This window comes from Burkholderia sp. THE68, assembly GCF_009938265.1.
Classification (GTDB): Bacteria; Pseudomonadota; Gammaproteobacteria; order Burkholderiales; family Burkholderiaceae; genus Caballeronia.
This window is the reverse complement of the sequence record NZ_AP022315.1, coordinates 2102584-2121125: the sequence shown is the minus strand read 5'-3', so window position 1 is coordinate 2121125 and position 18542 is coordinate 2102584. Positions and strand designations below refer to the sequence as shown.

General features: G+C 61.8%; 16 protein-coding genes. 1 reads left to right on the top strand and 15 read right to left on the bottom strand.

Translation table 11 applies throughout. The annotated features are described in order from the left end of the window. From BTHE68_RS10050 to BTHE68_RS09995, 12 genes are all read right to left on the bottom strand, one after another. A complete protein-coding gene (locus BTHE68_RS10050) occupies positions 1–1245 on the bottom strand; it encodes a methyltransferase domain-containing protein (protein ID WP_162066202.1) in 1245 nt (414 codons plus the stop codon). Positions 1246–1542: 297 nt separating this feature from the next. Then, entirely contained in the window at positions 1543–1917 is a 375-nt protein-coding gene (locus tag BTHE68_RS10045; RefSeq protein ID WP_162066201.1) for a GtrA family protein, read from the bottom strand. Between the two features lies 1 nt (position 1918). Next, a complete protein-coding gene (locus tag BTHE68_RS10040) occupies positions 1919–4852 on the bottom strand; it encodes a hypothetical protein (protein ID WP_162066200.1) in 2934 nt (977 codons plus the stop codon). 42 nt (positions 4853–4894) lie between these two features. Continuing rightward, on the bottom strand, positions 4895–5632 hold the full coding sequence (locus BTHE68_RS10035; RefSeq protein ID WP_162066199.1) for a glycosyltransferase family 2 protein: 738 nt from the start codon (positions 5630–5632) through the stop codon (positions 4895–4897). 2 nt (positions 5633–5634) lie between these two features. Next, positions 5635–6033, bottom strand: coding sequence for an HAD family hydrolase (locus BTHE68_RS10030; RefSeq protein ID WP_197919659.1), 399 nt, complete (start codon positions 6031–6033; stop codon positions 5635–5637). 10 nt (positions 6034–6043) lie between these two features. Further along, positions 6044–7519, bottom strand: a complete 1476-nt coding sequence (locus BTHE68_RS10025; RefSeq protein ID WP_162066198.1) for an aminoglycoside phosphotransferase family protein — start codon at positions 7517–7519, stop codon at positions 6044–6046. Beyond that, a complete protein-coding gene (locus BTHE68_RS10020) occupies positions 7516–8430 on the bottom strand; it encodes a lysylphosphatidylglycerol synthase domain-containing protein (RefSeq protein ID WP_162066197.1) in 915 nt (304 codons plus the stop codon). The genes BTHE68_RS10025 and BTHE68_RS10020 overlap by 4 nt, the downstream gene beginning before the upstream one ends. After that, on the bottom strand, positions 8417–9259 hold the full coding sequence (locus BTHE68_RS10015) for a glycosyltransferase family 2 protein (protein WP_162066196.1): 843 nt from the start codon (positions 9257–9259) through the stop codon (positions 8417–8419). Before BTHE68_RS10015 ends, BTHE68_RS10020 begins: the two co-directional genes overlap by 14 nt. A 156-nt stretch (positions 9260–9415) precedes the next feature. Continuing rightward, positions 9416–9820 carry a GtrA family protein gene (locus tag BTHE68_RS10010; protein ID WP_162066853.1) on the bottom strand — a complete coding sequence of 135 codons (405 nt, stop codon included), beginning with the start codon at positions 9818–9820 and terminating at the stop codon, positions 9416–9418. 1 nt (position 9821) lies between these two features. Further along, positions 9822–10772: a glycosyltransferase family 2 protein gene (locus BTHE68_RS10005; protein WP_162066195.1), complete on the bottom strand. Its 951-nt coding sequence runs from the start codon at positions 10770–10772 to the stop codon at positions 9822–9824. 66 nt (positions 10773–10838) lie between these two features. Continuing rightward, on the bottom strand, positions 10839–13019 hold the full coding sequence (locus BTHE68_RS10000; protein WP_197919658.1) for a glycosyltransferase family protein: 2181 nt from the start codon (positions 13017–13019) through the stop codon (positions 10839–10841). Between the two features lie 236 nt (positions 13020–13255). After that, positions 13256–14296 carry a hypothetical protein gene (locus BTHE68_RS09995; RefSeq protein WP_162066194.1) on the bottom strand — a complete coding sequence of 347 codons (1041 nt, stop codon included), beginning with the start codon at positions 14294–14296 and terminating at the stop codon, positions 13256–13258. 258 nt (positions 14297–14554) lie between these two features. Here BTHE68_RS09995 and BTHE68_RS09990 point away from each other — a divergent pair, with 258 nt between their 5' ends. Continuing rightward, a complete protein-coding gene (locus BTHE68_RS09990; RefSeq protein ID WP_162066193.1) occupies positions 14555–14953 on the top strand; it encodes a GtrA family protein in 399 nt (132 codons plus the stop codon). A 1-nt stretch (position 14954) separates the two neighbouring features. Here BTHE68_RS09990 and BTHE68_RS09985 read toward each other — a convergent pair whose 3' ends face one another. Genes BTHE68_RS09985 through BTHE68_RS09975 form a run of 3 tightly spaced genes read right to left on the bottom strand, consistent with a single transcriptional unit; the run spans position 14955 to position 18433 of the window. Continuing rightward, positions 14955–15695 carry an SDR family oxidoreductase gene (locus tag BTHE68_RS09985; RefSeq protein ID WP_162066192.1) on the bottom strand — a complete coding sequence of 247 codons (741 nt, stop codon included), beginning with the start codon at positions 15693–15695 and terminating at the stop codon, positions 14955–14957. Next, complete coding sequence (locus tag BTHE68_RS09980) at positions 15692–17008, bottom strand: FAD-binding oxidoreductase (RefSeq protein WP_162066191.1); 1317 nt, start codon at positions 17006–17008, stop codon at positions 15692–15694. The genes BTHE68_RS09985 and BTHE68_RS09980 overlap by 4 nt, the downstream gene beginning before the upstream one ends. A gap of 3 nt (positions 17009–17011) precedes the next feature. Continuing rightward, the gene (locus BTHE68_RS09975; protein ID WP_162066190.1) at positions 17012–18433 is read right to left on the bottom strand and encodes a UbiA family prenyltransferase; all 1422 of its coding nucleotides are present in this window, start codon (positions 18431–18433) and stop codon (positions 17012–17014) included. Positions 18434–18542 lie beyond the last annotated feature (109 nt).

The following is an 18542-nucleotide window of genomic DNA, read 5'->3' as shown; positions in this document are numbered from 1 at the left end:
TCAACGCCTCCTCGCAAGCAACGCGCCGATGAAACGAAGGATGGGCTTCGGCACGCGTCGGCGAATCGCGAACCAGATCCGGACGATGCGCCAGGGGACCGCGGCCAGTCGCTGATTGGCGTCGTTCAGCGCATCCTGCTGGTTGCGCAGCGCCTCCTGCAGGATGCGGTTCTGGTCTTCGTGGCGTGCGATCGCCTCCCAGACGAGCTGGTTCTCGGCCTTCGCCGCGCGCACCCCGACCAGTAGCGCTTCGTTCTCGTGTTCGCAGAAGTGCAGTTGCGCCTCGATCGCGCTTCTCGACTGCTCGGCGGTTTCAAGCAGCGTCTGAAGTTGCGCACGATTGTTCTCGGCTACTTCCAGGCTTTTCTGGACTTCTTCCAGGCTCTTCTGAAAGTTGGCGGCGACGGCTGCGCGCGTGCGCTCCGCGCTGATCCGCGTGCCCCACAGTGCGTCGCCCGGAAAGAGCTCCTGCCTGCCGATATCCATCGATACCGGATAGCCCGCGAACAGCGCGGGTCCGATCTTCGCCGGCCCCCACACGCCGACGTAGTAGGACGTCTCTTCTGGCACGGGAGCGACATCGTCCTGCATCGGTACGAAAATGCCGGGCGCTAGATCGACATACTCGAGCATGCGATCCTGGGTGTCGTTGCTGCGTGCGCGCTTCGCTTGGCCGGCTTCATCGAACATGCCGAAACCGACGGCAAGCGTCCCCAAATGCCACGAAGTGGCCGGTCCGAGCACGTCTTCGGCGAGTTGCTGGAATTCCGCGCGCGTGAACCGGTGCAGGTGATACGGATTCGTGCCGCCGTCCTTGAAGTACCAGTGATCGTTGGGCGCCGAGACGATGATCGTCGCGCCGGGCGCCGCAACCGCCTTGAGATTTTGCAGGAACGCCCTCGGATCGTTCAGATGCTCGATGGTTTCCAGTGAGACGATCAATCCGAACCTCTTGTCGCCCACGATTTCCTGAAGGTTTTCCGCGGGCGCCGCGCGATAAGTGACTGCGGGATCCTTGAAACGCACCTGCGCACGCCGCACCGCATCTTCGGAAACATCGATACCCAGCACGGAGGTAGCGCCCCAGTGGCGCATGAGCCACGATCCGTACCCTTCCCCGCAGGCGATGTCGAGCACATCCTGACCCTTGCACGCATCTCTGGCCGAGAGATAGCGCGCCATGTGAATGGATGCTTCGATTGCGCTATAGGGAGCGCTTTCCTCAAACAATGCGAGTCGTTCCATCGGGTGTCTCAGTTATCTCAAAATATAAGGAGCACTTTCCTCAAACAATGCGAATCGTTCCATCAGGCGCCTCGGCTAACTCAAAATATAGAGGCGCCTTTGCTCAAACATTGCGAGTGTTCCATTGGGCGCCCCGGCTATCTCAAAATATGGGGGCGCCTTGCTCAAACAACGGGAGTCGTTCGATCGGGCGCGTCGATTATCTCAAAATATAGAGGGCGCTTTGCTCAAACAACGCGAGTCGTTCGATCGGGTGCCTCGGTCTATCTCTAAAGGTGCGTGTTCAGTCGTGCATGTCTAGCGCAGCCTCAGCCGGCCAGTCGTAATGAACGACATGAATTGAAAGTTGCAGTAGAAGGTCAGGGGCGTGACGATGATCTTGGAGACGATCGGTGCCAGGCCCAGATGATGAGTCAGCAAGTCGATGATGACGGAAGCAGTCAGAATCGCGATCGCCTGATACACGATGTAGCGCACCAGTTTCCCGAGCAGATAGTGACCCTGGTATTCGAAGATCCGCCGCACCGACACAAAAAATACGAACAGAACCGCGGCGGTCGCACTCACTGTATTGGCGAGCCAGACCGGCGACTTGAAAGCGGTCAGCGTGACGAACAGGCAGAAGTCGATGAGCCATCCGAGACCGGATACGACTCCGAAACGCATGAGCATGCTAGGCGTCTCCAGAAAGGCGGGTAGCAGGAGATCCCGGCTGAGGTGTCCAACCCGCCATCAGAAATGGCAGGCAGAATCCAATCAGTTGCAGATCGTAGAGGTAAAGGAACACGGAAGCGGGCGCGAACAGGAAGAACACGCACACGCGCGCGATGGTTCCCGCCGCGAGTACCGCGCAGGGCGGATAGCGCCGGAACCATGCGAGCGCGACGAGGCAGACGATCAATTGCGGAATGTGAGTCGCGACCGTCGCCGTCCAGTGACGCAGGGACCGGAGACTGTCGATCCAGTGATGGCCTTCGGGAGCGAAGCTGTAAAGCCACTGGAATTTCTTCATCGAGCCGCCCGGATCGGTCAGCTGATCATAGAAAGACTGAAATTCGAACGAGTTGGACGGCATCCGCAGACCGTCAACCGACCCGCTGAAGCCGAGATTGGAGGCGAACGTCGCCAGCCGGATCTTGATGAACAGGACGGGATTTTCCAGCGCCAGCCGCACGTACGTCTTCTGCAGATCCCGTACGTCCGCGTCTGTCGGCGGCGCTCGTTCCGTATGGGTTTGATGCCAGTAGACGATTTCGTAGGGCGACCAGTGCGCCAGAGAAAAATCCACGTCGATCAGCCGATCCAGTACCTCGCGCGTTTGTGCTGAAGTGCTTGCCGACAACTGGTTCTGCCCGATCTTCAGCATGCCGGTCACCGGATTCACGAGCGCCGTGGTGCCGTACATGCGCTTTGCCGCGCTCAGTGCGGCCCGATCAGGAAACAACGCGCGTTCGGCCAATGGGGTGATCGACAGCCACGCCACTGCGGCGATCGCGACCATGGCGACGCGACGCGCACGGCTGCCGCTCAGAAGCAGACATGCACCGGCGAACCAGATGCCGAGCGTCGGAATATTGTCGACCCGAAGCAGTGCTGCAACCAGGCCATTGCAAACGAGCGCCGCAACGATGACGCTACGCTGGCTCGCGGACCAGCCGCTCCACTTCATCAGCATCACGAACACGCACACGGCGAAGCTCGCCATGACCAGACCATTCATCGCGTCACGCAAATGCACGGCGCTGGCAAACGGGATGATCGTCAGCGGCAGCCACGCGACGCAAAGCGTGACGATCAGCGCGCGAATTCCCCGGCGCGTGGCGCCGAGCCCGATCGTGAGAGTGACCAGCAGCAGAAGCATCGTTCCCGCGACACCCGTTGCCGTGACGAGCCTCGGTCCTTCCAGCAACAGAAGTCCGCCGACCAGCAGCGGATACCCGATGCCATACCATGTGTCGTAGGCTCCCGCGTCGAAGACGACGTAGGGCATCGTGCCGTCCCATCCGACTACGCCTGGCCAGGTGATAAGCGCCGCAACCCCCATCCAGCCGACGATGCCAACGGTTCCGATGATGACGCTGACCGGTCTTCCGCTTTTCGCCAGTTGCGCCAGCGACCTACAGGTCCAGACCGCAACCGGAATCAGCATGACGAGAAGGAAGGTCTCCGCGGCGGCCAGCAGTTTGATCGCCACGAACATGCGGCTATCGGGTCGACGGATGGACGTGACCGCATAGGTATCGTTGCCGGCGGGCTGAAGTTCGAACGCCTGAAATGGCGCGTCGAAGGAAATGCGGAAGAGCTTGCCGGCGGCGCGGCCGTTGTCGGCCAGAATACGTACTTTCGTCACATCGCCGGAGAAGTCCGAGCCGATGGCCAGCGAACCGAACGAACGACTCACGGCGACACGCAAGCTCGTTGCATCGCGCTCGACGAGCACGAAAATCTTGTCCGATCCCGACTGCGGTATTGCGATGGCGTGCTTCTGCGAGTCCGGTCCGACTACCGCGAGCGTCGGATTTTTGCTGCCTTCGAGCGTGTAGATCGACGTGCGGCCGACCGACACAGGCTGCACACGGTCGTTGCCGGTCTCTGGCCCGTTCGGCTGGCTCGAGGCCAACGGAATGCCGATCAGCGTGCTGTCCGTCGCCTCGATCCGCCACGCGGCATCAGGCGACGCTGCGGTCTCGAAGCGGCTCGGCGTGCTCGGTTTCAACGGGTAATTCAACTCGGGAGCGAAACCTTGCCCCGCGTCCAGTTCTACTGTCGTCACCGGTGCGTTCGAATCGAATGCAACGACGTCGAAATCGCCCGCGTAGGACCGCTCGTGCACCACAAAGAGCGTGATGCAGGACATCAGAAATGCGATGGCGAGACTACCCGACCAGACGACCGGCAACGCCCTGAGGAGGTGGCCGAACACCGAGACAGCCAGCATGGCGGCCGCCGCGAACCCGACCCAGAGGGCCTTGTCCTTCCACGAGAGCGAAGGTCGTGGCAGCGGGATGGTCAATGTGCTCGCGACTGTCGCATAGAGATCGAGCGTCTGCTCTTTCCCGCCGATGTCCACCCGCGCGATGCCGGACCACGAGTGTCGTCCCAGCTCGAGTCTTGCGCCTTCGCCCCAGGCGCCGTCCCACGTGAGTGTCGCCGGCTGGTTGCGATAGGAAACATAGCGTTGACCGCGCGGCTCCCAGGCATCGCCCGCGCCCGACCAGTGACCGTCGAACGATTGCGCACCGGACTCGAGTCCGACCCAGACTTCCGACGAAGCCGATGCCGGATTCTTCTGTCCCGTCGCCGAGACACTGACCTTCGGATAGTGCTGCGCTACCGGCGGAACGAGGGCCGCGACGCATGCCGTACCGATGACGAGTGCCGCCAGATCCACTATGCGTACCGATCGCCACCCACGGCGCACGAACAGCGCCACCGACACGCCCGCCGCGAGCGCGACCGGCGTCGTGAGCCAGGCCACACGAGGCAGGGCATGCGCGCGCAGGAACAACGCGACGACGAGAGCCGTCAGAAGCGCGGCGCACAAGCCTGCAAGCCCGGAAGTCAGGATCGGGCGGGCAGCGCGCAGACGGACGGAGTCAGATGTCACGTAACGAACTCGGGCGAAAAGGCTTGAGGCAGATACGACGCATCAGAGCGAGGGCGGCGCGTTTTGCAGGAATCGTTCGACTTCCGCAGGCGTGCCCAGCGGATAGACGGCGCCTTCCGGCACTTCATGCAGATAGACTGGGCGGCCGGCGGAGATGAGCTCGTTATAGAGCGGGGCGATGTATTTCTCGCCCTTTTCCATGCGGCTGCTGTCACGGTAGTAGCGCTCGTACGCATCGTTATAAAGCGAAAACGACGAGAACCAGTACAGGCCGATCGTTGCATGAGGCGAGATGCGTACTTTTTCTCGCAGTTCCGTGATGCGCCCGTCCGGCTCGGCCGCGGCGAAGCTCCAGCCGTCACCCTTGCCCGGGAAGCACGGCACCCAGCCGTCGCCGCGCGTGGCATCTGCCGGCAGCGCCGACGGATGCACGAACGTGTCGATGTTGTACACGAGCATCGGTTGCGACGGATCGGCGATGAGATCGCGCGCGAGTGTCGCGGTCGTTGCCTGTCCGTCGGTGAGATAGCCGATCTCGAGCACCTGACGGTCGGCAATGCCGAGCCGTGCCGCTTCGCTCTCGATGAACGCTCGCGCGCCGTCTTCTTCACGAACGATGAAAATGAACCGCGCCCTTTGCTCGATGAAACTCGAGAGACTCAGCATCGACCATGTGAAGAGCGTCTTGCCATGCGCCTCGATCTGATACTTCGGCACGGTGTAGCCGGCATCCCGAAAACGCTTGCCGAGGCCGCCCATCGTGATGATCACGTTCACCATCGTCATTCTCCGCCCGGCTCTTCGCCGACAAGTTTGAGAATCTCGCTGTAGGAGAGCTTGAGGAATTCGTCGGGACGAATGGCCTTGTCGTCGACATAGAAACCGCCGCGTCCCGGCCAGGGCTTGCCGAGATGCAGTTCGTCATAGGGGACTTGATGCCTGTCGAGCCATTCCATCAACAGCTTGCCCGTGTTCGCGACGATGCGGCCGATGTTGCCGTCGTAGGTATTCATGTTGCGCGCCGTGAACAGGATCACGTAGAAGCCCTGTTCGCGATAGCGTGCGAGCTGCTCCATCATTTCCGGTATCGGCAGCAGATCGGCATACGATTCGTCCGGAAGTTTCTTGGGACACAACGTGCCGTCGATGTCCATCACAATGCATTTTTGCTTGACCAGCACCTGAGCCTCCTCAGAATTTGCGTTCGAGTTCGTCGAGTATGTCTGCCGCGTTCACGAGAAAAGCGATCACCTTCTTCGGAACGTCGATGTGCAGCGGAGCCATGCTGATGAACAACGACGCCTCGTAGAGGCGCGTCAGCTCCGGATCGAAGCCGCTCTCGGTGAGCTTCTGCCGGAACATTCCGGTGGCCCACGGCTGAGGCTTCGCATCGATGTGCAGGCGCACCTTCAGATCGCTGTCGATGTCCAGGCGAAAGAGCCCATAGTTGATGAAGTCGTAGTTGCCGACCACCGAATGCGACAGCTTGGCGATGTCATAGTAAGGATTGACATACAGCTCATCTTCGGTTTCCGCGCCTCGCGCGTCGATGAAACGCATGAGGCCGGTCGTCTTGCTGTACAGAATGTTCGAGAAGCACAGATCGCCGTGCCCGATGCACAGGCTTTTCTCGATTTCCGCAGGTTGCGACTTGTCGAGCAACTTCAGATACCGGTCCAGCAGGGAGTGAACCCCGCCGAACGTCGCGCGTGCATAAGGCTCGATCGATGCATAGGCAGGCAGCGCTTCGAGTTGCTCCAGACGCGCGAGCAGCTTCGACCGGTACGCTTCGTCGCGCGTACGTTCGGCGATGTCGCGCGGCACCGGCCTGGCCGGTCGCGATCGCACGAAGAAGAGCACTTTATCGAGGAAGCGCTCGAGATGGATCCTGTTGAGCGAGCCGTGGATCCATTGCAGCGCCATGTCAGGAACGAACAGACGCTCCATCTTGTAGCTCGCGCCTTGCGCTTCCCGCGTGAAATCGTAGGGCTGCACGAAGAACATCTGCATCGACGCGGGCAGAAGATGATAGAAGTCGTGTTCGCGCTTCAACTTGGCGGCGTCGGTCGACCGCTTCAGCAGGACGAATTCGTTGACCGTCTGAACGGAATTGAAAAAGCGCGCGTCGAAGTTGCTGGTCAGGTAATCCGTGAAGCGAAGCGGATCGCGCAAGTCGATCATGCTGGCGTGATCGGGCACGGGCTGCAACTGCTCGCCAGCTTCCCGGAAGAACGACTCGGCCGACTCCCCGGATGCGACGGCCCGCAGGAACGACTGAGCCAGATCGTCCACGAGCACCATCATATGGGGTGCATAGGGATCGAACTGGTTGGCGTCGTTCGCCACCCGCAGGTTGTTGCGCGTCAGGCTGAGTTTCTGGAGAAAGAGCGCCGCCTCCTTCTCCGCGCAGCCGAATGCGATCCAGGCGGGAATATAGATGATCGTCTGTCTGCCGGGGCCGGAAAGCGGCGGTTTCGCCAGCGAGTCGGCATGCATCAGCGATTCCAGATCGACGAACGTCAGACCCGCCTGCCCGGCGAGGTCGGAGATCCAGCGGTCCAGCGAGCGCTTGCGGTAGTACACATCCGAGAATCGTTCGATACCCAGCAGGTTGCAGACGTCACTCGGCGGCGGCTGAGTGTTGTCGTAGATCAGTATCTTCTTCACCTCGTCAATCCTTCAGGCTGAGATGGGGCGCGTCGCCATTTGCGAAACAGGATCAATGCGATGATTCCGGGAACACACAGAATCTGAATCTTCCACTGATCGAAAACAGAGACCAGCGCGTCGTTCGACGCCGCGTGCGCCGGCCGATGGATGATGATGTCGGCGAACTGGCTGACGAGTCTGAGGAGCGGACTCCAGCTATTCAGATCCCGCGTGAGCAGCCCCAGGGCGAGAAGTTCGAAACACCAGATGAACAGCGTGACGAAGGCGAGCGTCAACATGCGGCCGCTAAGCAGAGGCCTTGCCAGTTGGGACAGATCGTTGATCGTCTCGAGAACCCTGAGGATGCGAACGGCTTTTTCGTCGCGATAGGTTCGGATCACGTGCAGATTCAACGTGGCCAGTTGTTCCGGCAACACGAAGAAGAAGCACAGCGTGGCCAGCACGAATGCCGTGCTCAGCCAGAGAACGGGGGCGATCGGTGCCACTTCCACGTCGGTGCGTGTCAGGATGACGAGGATCATGGCGCCGAGCGCGACCATGTCGAATACGCGCTCGACCCAGACGATCACGACACCGCGCGCGATGCTTCCCGACTGCTGCCAGGCAAACTCATTGACCCGCACCAGTTCGCCGAGCTTGAACGGAATCACTGCCGAGCAGGCGGCCGTATAGAGGTAGAGCCCCAGCAGCTTGCGCAACCGAATGCTGCCAAGAAGCAGGCCGAGTCGCAGCATGCGGGCGCCGTGCGCCATCGCATACAGGACGATCGGCCAGATCAGGGCGCTGGCTGGAGGGAAGCCCGTGCGAGACCAGCCGAGCGGGAGCCAGAGCGCGAGCGAGCCGACGAACAGGACCGCTGATACACCGAAGCCCCAAAACAACAGGCGCTTTCGATTAACGAGGGACATCAGGCTGCCCCGATGGCTGCGTCGAGAGCGTGCTGTCGTACACGGTATCGAACCGGTAGTCGTCGGGAGAGCGGGTGGTGTGCTGCCCGTCGAGGAAATCACGACGCCGGAACACGAACGTCGTCAGCAGTTTCAGAACCTGGAGCGACTGGCGTGTCAGTTTGACATTGGACACCTGATCGTCCTCGCGCCAGCTGATTGGAAAGAAGCGGATCTTCCAGCGGCGCCAGACGGTCGCCAGGATCATGTAGTAGTTGAACGTAAGGTTGTCCGCGAAACCTTGGTAACGCAGATTCCTGACGGCATCGACGCGATACATGTTGAGACCCGAGCCCAGGTCATAGAGGCGCTTGCCGCTGGCCGCCGAAAACAGCAGATTGAATACCTCGTTGCCGAACGTACGGAACGCGGAATAGCCTTCGAGCCGCGAGCCGGGCATGAAGCGGGCGCCGAGGAGGCAGTCGACCGTGCGATGTTCGCCTCGCTCGATATGAGGCAGCAGATCGCGTATGCTGCCCTGATCGTCACCGTGAAGGACCACTAGATAATCGAATCCCTCACGCGCGGCATAGGCGAACGCGCTCTTGTGCGAGCCGCCCAGACCGAGGTTGTCCCAGTTCTGCATGACGCGAACCGGCAAGTCCAGTTGCGCCGCGGCAGAAATCGCGGACTTGACCGTGTCGTCGGTGCTTCGATTATCGACGACGATCACTTCACGGAAATGCGCCTCGCATCCCTTGAGCTGCAGGAGCGTGCGGCCGATCTGACGCGCGCAGTTATATGCGGGAATGAAGACGAGAATGCCTTCACGGTTCGGTGTAGTGCCCATCTTGCTGGATTTCTCGGGAAAGGTGCTGAGCACCGCTGCAGGCCATGACGGACATGCTCTGACGGGCGTCTAGCGGATTATGTGCCGCATTCTAACCCATCGGTCTGACCCGAACCTTCGGGAAACGGATTCAGACGGCGCCTGCGAAACGTGCTGTCACTGACGGGACTTCGACCGCGCGTGACGGAACACCCAGAGCTTCGCCGAGAGGAAATTGACGAACATCCCCGCGATGGAACCCGCGGCAACCGCGAGCGCCGGCGCGGCGGGCGAGCGGGGCAGGATCGAGACGGCCAGCGCATAGGTGGCGTAATTGCATGCGCCTCCGAACGACATCGCAAAGAGATACTCCCACCATTCCCGCCATGGCGAAATCGTAGCCCTCCGGGCAAAGGTAATACGGCGATTGATCTGCCAGGTCACAAAAGCGGCGCAGAGAAAAGAGATCACGCGCCCGAGATAAGGTCCGCATCCGAGGGAAAGCGCGGCGTACAGCACCCCGGCATCGACAACGAAGCCGACGACGCCGGCAAAGGCGAAACGCAGGAACTCGCGTTGCACGTTACTCAACGCGCCCTCCCGCTTTCGTGGCCGGAATGGCGAGATAAGCGAGGCGCTTGAGTTCGTTGCGCCCTCGCGTGACGGTATCGAGCACCAGTCCGCAGATGAGAAGAATCGCGCCGGTCAGCATCAAGCCGCTGCTGAGGATCACGGTCGGAATCCTTGGAACCAGTCCGGTCTCGACATAGGTCTCGAAGACAGGAATCGCAAACAGCACCGACAGCGCCACGCAAACCGTAAAGCCCACCGAAAAAAAGGCGAGGGGCTTTTCCGCCTTGAACAGCTTGAGAATGGTGAGCAGGATCCGGAATCCGTCGCGATATGTATTCAGTTTGCTTTCGGAGCCTTCCGGGCGAGCCTTGTAATCCGTTTCGATTTCGACCACCGGCATTCGCATGCTGAGCGCATGGACGGCGAGTTCGGTCTCGATCTCGAAACCGGCTGAGTGAGCAGGGAAGGTCTTCGCGTAGCGCCGCGAAAAGACGCGATAGCCCGACAACATGTCCTTGAAAGTCCGGCCGAAAATCGTTGCGGCGCACTGTGTGAGCAAGATGTTGCCGAAGCGGTGTCCGAGCCGATATGCCGTTTCTTCATCACTCAGACGCGAGCCCACGACCATGTCGAGGCGGTTTTCGACGAGCGCGTCGATCAGCTTCGGTGCGGCGGCGGCATCGTAGGTCGCGTCGCCGTCGACCATCACGTAGACATCGGCTTCCACGTCCGCGAACATGCGTCGCACCACGTTGCCCTTGCCCTGCAAGGGCACGTCTATCACCTGAGCGCCGGCGGCGCGCGCGGCCGCGCCCGTGTCGTCGGTGGAATTATTGTTGAACGCGTAGATTTCGGCCGACGGCAGATGCAACCGGAAATCGCGGACGACGTGCGCGATCGTTGCTGCCTCGTTGTAGCACGGTACGACGACGGCAATGCGTAGCTGCGATATTTCGGCCATGAATGAAGTCACGTGCTGAATCCGGGCACGCGCCGGCGTGCGAAGGAAAGTGAATGTTGCGTAATGTTAACGCATGCCCCGCGTCGCGCCCTCGCCACTCGCGGCGCGGTTTCCAGCGGATCTCGAACGTCCACGCAGCAAATCGCCCGCAAGCACCAGCAAACCGAAGGTGAACGCAAGCCACGCCCAGTTGATGAATGGCGGAGTGAACACGAAACGAACCGTCGATTCACCCTGCGGCAGTGCGACGCTCTGGAAGATCTCTCCGGTCGTCTCGATGCTTCGTGGCTCGCCGTTCACGCGGGCGCTCCAGCCTTTCATCGCAAGCTCGAGACGGACGAGCGTCGAGGGCTTGTCGCAGCGTGCGTCGAGCGTGTCGCGGTCCTTGATCGACAAGGTACAGCCGGGGGCGGAGAGATACGGCGCGGGATCGGCAATCTCGAAGATTCGCATGCGGTCGTCGGCAAAGACCTGCGCGATTTTGGCATCGGGATCACGAGTATGTTGCATGAACCCGGCCGAGCCTGGCGTTCCCTCGAAATCCTTCGGCGCGAGCACATAGCGTGTGCCGATTCGACGGTAGGCTTCGAGGTTCGCTACGAGGCTGTCGGCTGCACTCGGACCGGCCGGATCGTTGCGTGAAACACCGGTAAAGAGAATGGGCGGGGCGTTGCCGTCCAGATGGGCCGCGACATAGTCGGTCCATGCCTTCGGAATCGGCAAATCATTATGGTTGACCGATGCAATGCCGAAGTACGACCCGTAGTTCGGTTGCACCGGCCCGAGCGTGGCGAACCGCTGAAAGCCCAGATTCTGTTGGAGGTAGCGGACGCCGCCGAGTTCGATCGTGCCGCGCGACGGATAACTCAGGACCGGTATCAGAAAGTACAACACGGCTTCAAACGCGAGCAGACCTGCCAGCACGCGTATGCGCGAAGCCCCCGGTCTCCATCGCCATGTGATTGCAAACAGCGCCGCCGCAAACGCCGCGGTCACGATCCAGGCGATATGGGGGATGCGGCCGACAGGGTGCAAGCCCGCGTGAGCCGTCGTCCAGGCGCCGAGAGCGCAAGCCAGCCCGACGAGCACGGTCATGACCGTGAGCCGGCGCGCGCTCGGGGCCGTTGCGAGATCGGTCAGCGCGAACGCGGCCAGCGCGCACATGCTGAATTCCCAGGAAGGCGGCAGATAGCGGTAGAAAGCCGCGAGCTTGAGGCCGGGAACGATATGCAGCAGCACGCTCACGCCCGGCATTCCGTAGGTCAGCGCCAAACACACTGCCGTCCAGAGCGCGAGCGCGAGACGCAAGCCGCGATGCGTCGGCCCTCTTACGCCGCACAGCGCGAGCGCCATTAGAACGTAACCCGCGTAGCCGCCGACTGAGCCCCAGAAGTCCGCGAACGGCGCTTGCTGAAAAATGCTGCCGAACGCATAAGGGGAGAGCAGTGCCAGCGCATAGCTCGGGCTGAGGTGCGCGGATGCGAATCCGTCTCCGTGGCCGCCGGTATTCGCGAGCGGAAGAAAGTCGAAGAAGGGAACCAGCGCGGGCGCCGCCAGAGCAAGGGCCGCCAGGCCGCCGACGCAGATACGCACCCAGAAGGCGAGGCGAAGATCGCGCGACAGCGACGCCGTGCGGACCAGCGCCCAGACGAGGACGAGCAGGCCGTCCAGATACGCAACCTCAGGAAATCCGGCATACAGCGACGCCGCCAGTCCGATGATCAGCCACGCCGCGCCGCCTTTGCGCCGGGTTGCCACACGATCCCACAAGACCTCGATACCCAGCAGGGTGAGCGGCAGGAACGGGATCGGATTGACGACCGCGTTGGCGAGCCAGGCGAAGGTGCCGTTGAATTCGAAGACAAGCGCGGCGGCCGTCGCGGCGAGCGGTGTGCATCCGATGCGACGCAGCAGCGCCCATGTCGACCAGCCGGCGATGACCTGCAGCGCGATGTGCATATACAACTGTCCGTCGCGAAGGATGAGCAGCCAGGTCAATGGAAACAGCGCCGCGGACTGCACCTCCCCGGCGAGCGGCACGCCGACACCTTCGAAGTGATTCCACCACAGCGATTGCCCGTCGAAAAGATTGAGCGCGGCCCGCCGTCCAAGCGCGTGGCTGGTGAAGGCGATATTCGGATCGATAGTTGGGTAGGGCGGATAGCCCGTCAGTGGACCCGCATGCAAGTGGCTGTGCAGGCCGGCGTAGAGCAGTGCGGGATCCGCAATCAGCGCGCCGATGAGCAAGGGCGCCTTGACGAGAATGGGCGCCAGTAGCAGAAGCACGAGACAAGGCCAGACGCCCGGTGACCGGATAGTTGATGTCGGAAGGGGGCGGTCCTTGATGGCAGGGTGCATAAGCGCGGAAGGGGGAACTCGAAAGATCCGGAATCATACGGCAACCGGGCGTCGCAACCGACAGGCGTGAGCCTGGCGCCCACGGGTTGCGCGGACGTCCTGCGAGCGCGGGGCGCTCTCAGGCGTCAGGCCCCGCCAAGGACGCGTCGAAGCCAGCCGCTGAACCTGTTCGCTGCGCCCGTTGCATCGCGCTTCGGCGGCACGAGCAGCGCTTGCAGCGTCTCATAGGCATCATCGACGCGTCGTCCCGGACGACCCGTGTAACGTTCCAGTATGCCGTCGAGCCGGACCCGGAACGAAGCTTCCCGATATCGATCCAAAGCCTGCAATATCGAGGAAGCCGTCATCCCCTCGGCGACTATGCCAAACGGTTCATACTCTTCACCGCCCAGGTGACGCAGGATTGCCGTGGGTCGATTCATCGAAAGCGACGCAAGCGCAAGCGTGCTGCCTGACGTGATCACTGCCGAAGTGCGCTCGAGCGCGCGGGAAAGCGGTTCGGCAGGATCCGAGAACTCGAAGATCGGCCGAAGCACATCATAGTGCGAGACGTGTTCCGGATGAACGCGCAGAATGATCTTCTTGCCGGACGATGCTTCGATGTCCTGGGACAGTTGCCGGAGTTCATCGGGGGGAATGTCTCTTTGCAGCGCGAACAGTATGCTTTCTTCCTCGGGCCGCGCGTCGGCGCTGTAGGAATCGAGGATGGGAAGCGAAAGCGCCACTGCCCGGTCCTGGAACTCGGGAGAGAGACGAGTCGTGAACGCTTCTCCGAAAACACCCAGATAGTCGTACGACTCGAACCGCGCTTCGTAATGCGACCACAACTGCACGAACCCATGCTGAAGCCCGATAAACCGCGTTTTCGGCGACACGGCCTGCACCCATTTGCGCAGTTTCAACTCCGGCCCGAGATGACAGGTCGTCATGAGGACGCCGTCATAATGCTTCTGCCTGACGCAGCGCTGAATGGCGGCGATGCATTCGGCTTCCGTCGTCTCGCATAATTCGAAAGTCGAATTGATGGGCGCGGTCAAGACGGCATGCGACTGGATATCGCTGCCATAGAGGCCGGTGTGATCCGGGTCCGAAAGACGGGGGAACAGGAGGAAATCGCACGTGCCACCCTCCGCCCGGATCTTGCTGGCGATCGGCAGCCAGTTCATCAAGCAGCGGCTCGTGAACGCCGACATCAAGATATTCAAAATAATCGTTACCGGTTGTTGCTACTGCTTGAGGGTGTAAGTTCGCAGGCTCCTGGCGCGGAATTCTCGCGAATGCCTTCAGGTATATCAGGAACGCGTATCAATATGCATGAGGCGCGACCGGTTCCACTATCGCGCTAGTTAGTGCAAGTTAGCGCCGCTCGCGCTCTGGATGCGTGCAATTATAAAGCTTTCGATCACTCCTCCGATTCCGGATACATGCAACTCGGCCTCCTCTACACCTTCTTCGCCGCCATCGCCACCCTCGCCAACATCGGCGCGCAGGATCTCACCACGCGCATCTACACCGGCCCGTGGCACATCGTGTTGTCGGTATTCATCGGCACGGGCGTCGGTCTCGTCGTGAAATACGTGCTCGACAAGAAATGGATCTTCCGCTTCAAGGCCGACAACGCGCGCCACGACGCGACCATGTTCACGCTCTACGTGACCATGGGCCTCGTCACCACGGCGATTTTCTGGGGCGTCGAATTCGGCTTCAACCATATCTTCGGAACGGCTGAAGCGCGCTACATCGGCGCGTGCATCGGTCTGGCGATCGGTTACGTGATCAAGTACCGGCTCGACAAGCGCTACGTCTTTCGCACCTTTGCCTGATCTACAGCGAAACCCGTTTGAACACGAAGCGCGGCACGTTGCGGATGATGAACATGATCCCCCACCAGAACCACGGCGTATAAAGCACGTCCTTCTTCCTTTCGATACCGCGCACGATATCCTTCGCGACCTTCTCAGGCGTCGCGACGAGCGGTCCGGGCAGCGGCAGTCCCGCTGTCATCGGCGTGGCGACGAAGCCCGGCTTGATATCGACGACATGCACGCCGACCTTGAAGAGCCGCGCGCGCAAGCCTTCCAGAAACGCCTGCAACGCGGCCTTCGCGCTGCCGTACAGATAATTCGACGGACGCCCGCGATCCCCCGCCACCGATGAAATGACCGCGAGCACGCCATGACGCTGCGCTTCGAGCCGGTTGGCGACCGGCGTGAGCAGCGCGATCAGCGAGAGCGCGTTGGTGTGAAACTCGCGCACCGCGACGGCGGCATCGCTTTGACAGGCCGCCTGATCCGGCAGCGTGCCCGATGCGACCAGCACGATATCGATCGCATCCATGTGCGCGGCGCAGTCGGCGAGCATTGCGGCGTGATCGTCGAGGCTGTCGATGTCGAGCCGATGCACCGCAGCGAAGGCCGCCCCGCGCGCGGTCAGATCGGCGGCGACCTGTTCCATGCGTTCCTGATTGCGCGCGACGAGAAAGAAGCGCGCGCCTTTGGCGGCCCATTCGCGCGCGCACGCGATGGCAATGGCGGACGTGGCGCCCACGATGACGATGTTCTTCATAAGGCGGTCATTCTTTTCCAGAAATGCGACAGCATGGCCGGATCGCGAAGCGACTCGAGCTGCTGCCATTGAGGATAGGCGGCGCGGAAATCTTCGCCCGACATGTGCGCGTCCTTGGCCGGATAGATGCGTCCGCCCGCGTCGCGCACGATCGCATCGAGCGCCTTGAAGAGCTGGCCGTTGCGCATCTCGTGTTGCGGGAAGTCGAGCGCGAGCGATGTGCCTTCCATCGGAAACGACAGCAATCCGGGCGACGGAATGTCGCCGCAACGCTTGAGCACCGCGAGAAACGAACCCGTGCCGCTCGATGAAATGCGCTCGAGCATCGCGCGCACCGCGTCACGCGCGCTCGCCGCCGGCACGACGCACTGATACTGCTGAAAGCCCGGCGGTCCGTAGATCCGGTTCCATTCGAGCAGGCTGTCGAGCGGATAAAAATAGCCGTCGTAACCGACGCGCGAGATCTCGATGGGCTTGCGCTGACGCCGGTAATACAGCTCGTTGAACGCGCGCAGCGTGACGCCGTTGATGAGCGAGACGGGCGGCGTGAACGGCACGCGGCGCTTGCGTGGTTCCACGACATCGAGCGAGCCGTGGATCGCGTGATCGCCCGCCATGAAGATGCCGCGCCCGAGCGCGGGCCCGCGGCTCGCGCAATCGATCCAGGCGACGCAGTACTCATGCGTCGGGTCGTACGTCTCCGACAGATCGAAGAACTCGTCGAGCTTGCCGAAGCGGATGCTCGTCACATCGATGAGGCTCGTTCGGATCGGCATCAACGAGAATTCGGCCCACAGGATGAGGCCGGTGAGGCCGAGCCCGCCGATCGTCGCGTTGAAGAGCCCTGGGTTCGTTTCCGGTGAGCACTCGATCAGCGAGTCGTCGCTGCGCGCGAGGCCGAACGCGCGGACGTGCCGCCCGAAGGTGCCGCGCACATGATGATTCTTGCCGTGTACGTCGTTGGCGATGGCACCGCCGAGCGTCACGTACTTGGTGCCCGGCGTGACCGGCAGCATCCAGCCGCGCGGCACCGCGAGCGCGAGAATCTGCTCGAAGGTGATGCCCGGTTCGGCGCGCACGACGCCGCGCGTCCAGTCGGCGCAGATGATGCGATCGAGCGCGAGCGTCTGGAAGACGTGGTTCGAACTCGCGAGGCATACGTCGCCGTAGCTGCGGCCATTGCCGAAGGCGAGCGTCGTGCCGTGCGCGGTCTGCACGTCGCGCCATCGAGCCTGCGCTTCGTCGCGCCAGTACGCGGCGTGCGCGGTCTGCGGCAGACGAGGGTAGCGGCCCCAGGAAAGCAGTTCGCTCATCGGTCAGGTTGCAAGCCAGAACGCGAAGGCGCACAGCGCGGCGACCAGCAGGCTCACGCGATCGCGCGCGGCGAATACGATGGGGTCGTCGTTCATTCCGCCGCGATGCGTAATGACCCACGTCCGGCTGAACCAGTAGAGCATCAGCGGACAAACCATCCAGATGAAGCGCGGATGCCGGTAGAGCATGGTGGTGTGCTCGTCCTGAATGTACAGCGCGAGCACCATCACCGAGATGTAGCCCGACGACGTGCCGAGCGACGACACGATGGCCAGATCGCTCGCCAGATAGCCGCGTCCTCGTACATCGTCGCGTCCGGCCTTCTGCATCGCGTGGAGTTCGGTGTACCGCTTGACGAGCGCGAGACTGAGGAAGGCGAACATCGAGAAGGCCAGCAGCCAGAACGTCAGCGGGACGTAGATCGCCGCCGCCCCGGCGATGATGCGCGTCGTGTACAGCGCGGCGAGCACGACCACATCGATCATCACCTGGCGCTTGAGCGCGAGCGAATAGGCGAGCGTCAGCGCGTAATAGCCGAAAAGGGCCGCGTTGAATCTCCACGACAGGAAGCTCAAAGAGATCGCGAAGGCAGCGGTGAGCAGGACGGGGCACAGCGCCACGCCCCAGGCGAGCGACATCGTGCCTGCGGCGAGCGGGCGCTTGCGCTTGACCGGATGCTGGCGGTCGTCCTGCAGATCGAGCAGGTCGTTGAGCAGATAGACGCTCGACGCGCACAGCCCGAACGCCAGGAATGCGAGCACGGCGAGCCCGATCGCCGTGGGCGAATCCAGTTGATGGCCCGCGAGCAACGGAACGAACACCAGCACGTTCTTGAGCCACTGATGCAGGCGCAGCGACTTCGCCCAGACCTTGAGCGTCGGCGGGCGGTCTTCGAAGACTTCCGCGATGTTGTCGTGTTTCGATGCCGCGCGCACCACGCCCCTGTGCGGATTGACAACGTAGGCGCGGTCGGCGGCGGCCCAGACGGCAATGTCGTCGTGCGAATTGCCCACATAGTCGAAACCCTTCTCGCCATACTCGGCGACGAGCCGGTCACGCTTGCGATGCGAAGAAAGATTGACGTGCTCGTCGGTGGCGAACACGCGATCGAAGATGCCGAGATGTTCCGCGATCCGCTGCGCGAACGACTCATGGCTCGCGGTTGCGAGCGCGATCGTGCGGCCGGCGGCGCGCATGTCGCGCAACCAGTTGAGCACCTGCGAGTTGTAGGGAAGCGTCGTGACGTCGATGCTCACATGCTCTGCGAGCCGCGATTTCAGCGCGGGCTTGCCGCCGCTCGACAGCCATTGCAGCGGCTTGTAGAACTTCTGCGGGAACCATCTCAGAAAAGCGAATCCGCTCTCGACGAGGATGTCGGAGTGGATCAACGTGCCGTCCAGATCGACGACGATGGGCTTGTTCATACAATGCACGATAGGAGATCGGTTAAGCCCACAGCGCGTCCAGCCTGAACCAGAAGGGACAGGTTCGTCGCGGGCGCGGCAGAATACTCCAGTTGCTGGCGGAATTTAG